The 6,087-nt window shown below is 70.1% G+C and carries 4 protein-coding genes; 1 reads left to right on the plus strand and 3 read right to left on the minus strand.

Annotated elements, in window-relative coordinates; translation table 11 throughout:
- Nucleotides 1-180 precede the first annotated feature (180 nt).
- The 3 genes from L0H79_RS19925 to glsA form a co-directional block, all read right to left on the minus strand.
- Nucleotides 181-990: a PIG-L family deacetylase gene (locus tag L0H79_RS19925; protein ID WP_301486385.1), complete on the minus strand. Its 810-nt coding sequence runs from the start codon at nucleotides 988-990 to the stop codon at nucleotides 181-183.
- Between the two features lie 114 nt (nucleotides 991-1,104).
- Entirely contained in the window at nucleotides 1,105-3,897 is a 2,793-nt protein-coding gene (topA, locus tag L0H79_RS19930; protein ID WP_301486386.1) for a type I DNA topoisomerase, read from the minus strand.
- A 25-nt stretch (nucleotides 3,898-3,922) separates the two neighbouring features.
- Nucleotides 3,923-5,170, minus strand: a complete 1,248-nt coding sequence (glsA, locus tag L0H79_RS19935) for a glutaminase A (RefSeq protein WP_301486387.1) — start codon at nucleotides 5,168-5,170, stop codon at nucleotides 3,923-3,925.
- Nucleotides 5,171-5,466: 296 nt separating this feature from the next.
- On the opposite strand from glsA, the gene L0H79_RS19940 reads away from it, so the two are divergent.
- Nucleotides 5,467-5,895, plus strand: coding sequence for a DUF6325 family protein (locus L0H79_RS19940; protein ID WP_301486388.1), 429 nt, complete (start codon nucleotides 5,467-5,469; stop codon nucleotides 5,893-5,895).
- The last annotated feature ends 192 nt before the right edge of the window (nucleotides 5,896-6,087 follow it).

Consider the following 6,087-nt stretch of genomic DNA (forward strand, 5'->3'; position numbering starts at 1 on the left):
CTGCACTCTCGATCGGAAGTGCTGCACTCTCGATCGGAAGTGCTGCACTCTCGATCGGAAGTACTGCACTCTCGATCGGAAGTGCTGCACTCTCGATCGGAAGTGCTGCACTCTCGATGCGGACTGCTGCACTGTCGATCAGGACTGCTGCACTCTCGATCGGAAGTGCTGCACTCTCGATCAGGGGTGCTTCCGGTCGGCATCGAGGAACCAGCCGACCACCATCCCCGCAGGCCGCCCCGGCTCGACGTAGAACTCCCAGCCGAACTGCTCGCGGAAGGCCTCCTCCGGGATCGCCAGCATCATCCCCACGTCGCTCGTCTGGCTGGCATGAGCCTGCAGCGCCCGCCGCTTGACCTCGACCCAGTCGCGCAGGTCGCAGGCCCAGTGCAGCTCCGCCTCGGGCGTCCCCATCGGGTTGCCGTCGTCCATCGGTCCGGTCGGGTCCCAGTCGCCCACCTCGAGACCCGCCGCCCGGGCAGCCTCGAAGTTGCGCACCACCGCATCCCGGTTCATCGTCCCCTCGAGGTAGCGCGACGTGCCCGCCAGCTCGGCCGCCCGCCTCGTCACCCGGTGCGACCGGACGTGGTCGGGGTGCCCGTAGCCGCCGTGCCAGTCGTAGCCGACGACGACGTCGGCCGCCTCCTCGCGCAGCACCTCGGCCAGCCGGTCGGCCGCCCGCTCGACGTCGGCCCGGACGAAGGCATCGGGGTGTTCGTTCTGGGCCCAGCCGGTCATCCCCGAGTCGGCATACCCGAGCCAGACGAGCCGGTGCGTGCCGATCGCGGCAGCCGACGCCTCGGCCTCCCGCCGTCGGCGTATGACGACCGTCTCCCCTGCCGCGAGATCCGGTGCCGCCTCACCGTGGTCGCCGTTCGTCGCGATGACGAGCACGACCCGGTGCCCCTCGTGCACCGCCCGGGCCATCGAACACGCGGACTGCGAGGCCTCGTCGTCGGGGTGGGCGTGCACGAAGACGATCGTCGACATGGGGTCCAGCCTCTCACCCAACCACCCCACCAACTGGGGAGATGCCCAGGAGCCGGCTGAGCGGCATACCCCCAGCTTGGCGGATGCCGCTCAGCTCGCTTGCGTACCAAGGGCTTACGAGCGCTTCGCTGCCGTCTTCCTCGTGGCCTTCCCGGCCGCCTTCGTGGTCGTGCGGCGCCGCGTCGTCGGGCCCTTGGCGCGCTTCTCGGCGAGCAGCTCGTAGCCGCGTTCCGGCGTGATCGTCGCGGGGTCGTCGTCCTTGCGCAGGGTCGCGTTGGTCTCGCCGTCGGTGACGTAGGGGCCGAAGCGGCCGTCCTTGACCACGACCGGCTTGCCGCTCGCCGGGTCGGTGCCGAGCTCCTTGAGCGGCGCCGCCGCGGCGGCGCGGCCACGCTGTTTCGGCTGGGCGTAGATCGCGAGCGCCTCCTCGAGAGTGATGTCGAAGAGCTGCTGCTCGCTCGCGAGCGACCGGGAGTCGGTGCCCTTCTTGAGGTAGGGGCCGTAGCGCCCGTTCTGGGCGGTGATCTCGAGGCCCTCGGCATCGGTGCCGACGACGCGCGGCAGGCTGAGCAGCTTGAGCGCGGCGTCGAGGTCGACCGTCGCGAGGTCCATGTCCTTGAAGAGCGAGGCAGTGCGAGGCTTGGGCTTGGCGGCCTTCTTGGCACGTGTCTTCGGGGCACCCTCGGCGGGAGTCGGCTCCTCGGGCAGCACCTCGCTGACATAGGGGCCGTAGCGCCCGGCCTTGGCGACGATCTCGTGACCGCTGTGCGGGTCGCGGCCCAGGACCCGTCCGTCGTCGGCAGCCTGCTCGAGCAGCTCGCGGGCCTTGGCGGGGGTCATCTCGTCGGGCGGGATGTCGTCGTTGATCGTCGCCCGACGAGGCGCGACGGAGGAGTCTGTCCCGGCCTCGGGGGAACGAACCGCCTCCGGCGCGCCGGTAGCGTCCTGACCCGTCAGGGGGTCTGCGGGGGACGGAGTCCCCTGTGTCTCCTCCACGTAGGGGCCGTAGCGGCCGACGCGCACCACGACCCCGTCACCGATCGGGATCGTGGAGATCTCTCGCGCGTCGATCTCGCCGAGGTCGTCGACGAGCTCCTTGAGTCCCTCTGCCGTGGAGGCCTCTTCGCCGAAGTAGAACCGGCGCAGCCAGTCGACCCTGCCGAGGTCGCCGTTCGCGATCCGGTCGAGGTCCTCCTCCATCGAGGCGGTGAACTCGTAGTCGACCAGCTCGGTGAAGTGCTCCTCGAGCAGCCGCGTCACGGCAAAGGCGAGCCAGGTCGGCACGAGCGCCTGCCCGCGCGTGTAGACGTAGCCCCGGTCCTGGATCGTCCCGAGGGTCGCCGCATACGTGGACGGGCGGCCGATCCCCTTCTCCTCCATGGCCTTGACGAGCGTGGCTTCGGTGTACCGGGCCGGCGGGGTTGTCTCGTGGCCCTCGGCCTCGGCGCGGATCACCTCGAGAGCGACACCGACGGAGAGCTTCGGCAGCCTCCGCTCCTGCTGCGCGGCCTGCGCGCGGGCGGCTGCGTCGTCGTCGCGGCCCTCCTCGTAGGCGGCGAGGAAGCCCTTGAACGTGATGACCGTGCCGGAGGCGCTGAACTCCACGGTCTCGGCGCCTTCCAGCCCCGTGTCGACGGCGAGGCGCACGGTCGCGGTCGAGCCGCGGGCGTCGGCCATCTGCGAGGCGATGGTCCGCTTCCAGATCAGGTCGTAGAGGGCGAACTCCTCACCGCGCAGCTCCCCGGCGACCTGGGCCGGGGTGCGGAACCGGTCACCGGCCGGGCGGATCGCCTCGTGCGCCTCCTGGGCGTTCTTGACCTTGCGCTCGTAGCGGCGTGGGGCGTCGGGGACGTACTCGGCGCCATACATGTCGCGGGCCTGGCTGCGCGCTGCGGTCAGCGCCGCGTCCGACAGGGTCGTCGAGTCGGTGCGCATGTAGGTGATGTAGCCGCCCTCGTAGAGCCGCTGGGCCACCCGCATGGCGTTCTTGCTGCTGAGCCGCAGCTTGCGTGAGGCCTCCTGCTGGAGGGTCGAGGTGGTGAACGGCGCCGACGGGCGGCGCGTGTAGGGCTTCTCCTGAACGTCGGTCACCCGTGCGGACAGGGTGCGGCAGGCCACCGCGATGCGGTTCGCGAGCGCCTCGTCGAGATGCGCCACGTTCTTGGCCGTCAGCTCGCCCGAGTCGGCGAAGTCGCGACCGGTGGCCACGCGCTGGCCGTCAACCTGAGAGAGCCGCGCGGTGAACCGCTGCGCCGCGTCGCTGGGCGTGAACTCGCCCTCGACGTCCCAGTAGCTCGACCGCACGAAGGCCATCCGCTCGCGTTCGCGCTCGACGACCATGCGGGTGGCGACCGACTGCACGCGGCCGGCCGACAGGCCCTGGCGCACCTTGCGCCACAGCACCGGGCTGACCTCGTAGCCGTAGAGCCGGTCGAGGATGCGGCGGGTCTCCTGCGCGTCGACCAGGGCCGTATCGATCTCGCGGGTCTCGTTGACCGCACGCTGCAGCGCCTCCCGGGTGATCTCGTGGAACACCATGCGCTTGACGGGTACCCGCGGTGAGAGCGCCTCGAGCAGGTGCCAGGCGATCGCCTCGCCCTCCCGGTCCTCGTCGGTGGCCAGATAGAGCTCGCTCGCGTCCTTGAGCTTGCGCTTGAGCTCGGCGACCTTCTTCTTCTTGTCCGCATCGACGACGTAGTAGGGGGCGAAGTCGTGCTCGACATCGACGGCGAACTTGCCGAACGGGCCCTTCTTCATGTCTGCCGGCAGCTCGGACGGGTTGGGCAGGTCGCGGATGTGGCCCACGGACGCCTCTACCTCGAAGTCGCCCCCGAGATAGGCGGCGATCGACTTCACCTTGCCGGGTGACTCGACGATGACGAGCTTGCGGCCCTTGCCTGCAGCCATGCGCATTCCTTCTGCTTCCTGCATCTCACGTGCAGCGGATTCGTCGCTGCTCCGACGTGGACGCGCCATGACCGTAACAGGCGGTGTCAAGCCACCCATTCCAGACGCCCACGTGTCGGTATGCCGCTCGCCCCCTTCCGGAGCCGGCTCTCCTCGCGCGCGAGGCAGCAGGAAGGGCAGGGATGGGAGGGATGGCAGGCAGACACGTAGACCACACCCCCCGAAAGGACTCGGGGAACGACGGCCTTTGCGTCATGGCCTCATCGGGGGGCACCCCAGCGGCCTCGGACGCGAGGATGTCGAGCCCGAGGCCGCGGGTGAGGAAGCGGGCCGCGAGCTGTCCCCGGACGCTGTTGCCGGCGGGGTCGAGCGGGGGCGAGAACGTGCCGAAGGCTCCCTTGCCCGGGGACACGGTGACGATGCCACCGCCGATGCCGCTCTTGCCGGGCATCCCGACGTCGAGCAGCCAGTCACCGGAGGTCTCGTAGAGCCCGGCGATCGTCATGACCGCGAGAGTCACCCGGGCGATGTCGGGCTCGACGACCCGCTCCCTCGTGACCGGGTTGACGCCACCGTCGGCGAGCGTCGCGCCCATGACCGCGAGGTCGTGTGCGGTCACGCTCAGGCAGCTCTGCCGGGTGTAGAGGTCTGTCGCGGCGCTCGGGTCGCCGGGCAGCGCTCCGACACTGTGCAGCAGGGCCGCCACGGCACGGTTGCGCAGGTTGGTCCGCGAGGCGGACTCGAGCACGGCCTCGTCCAGCGCGAGCCGGCGACCGGCGAACCGTGAGAGCCCGTCGACGATGGCCGCCCACCGGACCTCGTGCGTCGCCCCGGGCATGAGGCTCGTCGTGGCGATCGCACCGGAGTTGACCATGGGGTTGGTCCGACCCGACGGGTCTCGGTCGACGGCCTCGACCGAGTTGAACGGCAGCCCCGTCGCGTTGACCCCCACGATGCGGCGCACGTGCTCGAAGCCGACGGCCTGGCTGACGAGGGCGAAGACGAAGGGCTTGGCCACGCTCATGATGGTGAACGGGACGGTGGCATCACCGATCTCCTCGGCACTCCCGTCGACCCCCACGACGCTGAGCCCGAACAGGCCCGGGTCGGCCTGGGCAAGGACCGGGTAGACTTGGGACACGATCCCTTCCGACACGAGCCGGTAGCGGGTGAATGCCTCGGTCACGAGGTCGACCACTACAGGTGTCGGCGGCAGGTGCCCGGTCGAGACATGGCGATCCGGCGGTGGGCCAGCGGATGCGTCGTTCGTCACATGACCTCCTCGGGAGCCGGTGCAGACCTTGGCGCAATTCTGCCCGGGAGGCCCGTGGTCTGGGCCGCATCCAAGGCCTCGTGTCCCGCGCCGAAATGTCCCTCAGGGGCGTCGAGGCCGCGCAGCCCCCTTCCTGCGCGGGAGACGCTATTGTTCGGCCAAAGACTTCGAGCGGCATCGGCCCGGGACTCGTCCAAGGGACGCGCGCGCGGTTGCCAGTCACCCAACCCGAGAGTCAAAGCGGTCCACTCGTCCCTGCGTCGAGCCGGTTCGCCAGCAGCAAGGAGCGGCTACGCATGAACGACCACACCACGGCGGACCTGCTCGGTCCCGTCGACTTCCTCGTCATCGAGTTCCCGGACGGGCAGCTGACCGGCGAAGGCTTCGAGTCCGTCCTCGAGCTCAGTAGGAACGACACGATCCGCGTGCTCGACATCGAGTTCGTGCGGCACGACGAGCAAGGAGACCTGGTCATCCTCGACACAGCAGAGCTCGGCGGAGACGAACGGCTCGCAGATCTCGCCGGCGCCGGGTCGGGCCTGCTCGACGACGAGGACCTGCACACCCTCGCGGGCCTCGTGGACGCCTCGTCGTCCGCCGCAGTCCTCGTCTACGAGAACTCGTGGACCGCTCGCCTGGCCGCCGACCTCGAGGCCGGCGGCGCCCGGCTCGCCGCGGTCGGCGCCGTGGACCTCGACGACCTCGACACGGCGCTCGGAGACTGAGCTGGACCGAACACATCAGACAACGCGAAGGACTGAAAACATGGGACTGCTCAAGACAGCGGCAAGGGCCGCCGTGGTCACGTCGGTGGCCACGCGCACGCACGCCAGGGTCGCGGCCAAGCAAGAGGCGCGGTGGGCCCAGCAGACCGCCGCGCCGGGAGCCGCGGCGCCCCTCGCACCAGCACCGCCCGC

The sequence above is a fragment of the Intrasporangium sp. genome (genome assembly GCF_030452765.1).
Classification (GTDB): domain Bacteria; phylum Actinomycetota; class Actinomycetes; order Actinomycetales; family Dermatophilaceae; genus Intrasporangium_A.

Bases quoted from the DNA above. Each gene is read 5' to 3' on its own strand.
- L0H79_RS19925 (WP_301486385.1), bottom strand. From the start codon at position 990: ATGTCGACGATCGTCTTCGTGCACGCCCACCCCGACGACGAGGCCTCG.
- topA (WP_301486386.1), bottom strand. From the start codon at position 3,897: ATGGCTGCAGGCAAGGGCCGCAAGCTCGTCATCGTCGAGTCACCCGGC.
- L0H79_RS19940 (WP_301486388.1), top strand. From the start codon at position 5,467: ATGAACGACCACACCACGGCGGACCTGCTCGGTCCCGTCGACTTCCTC.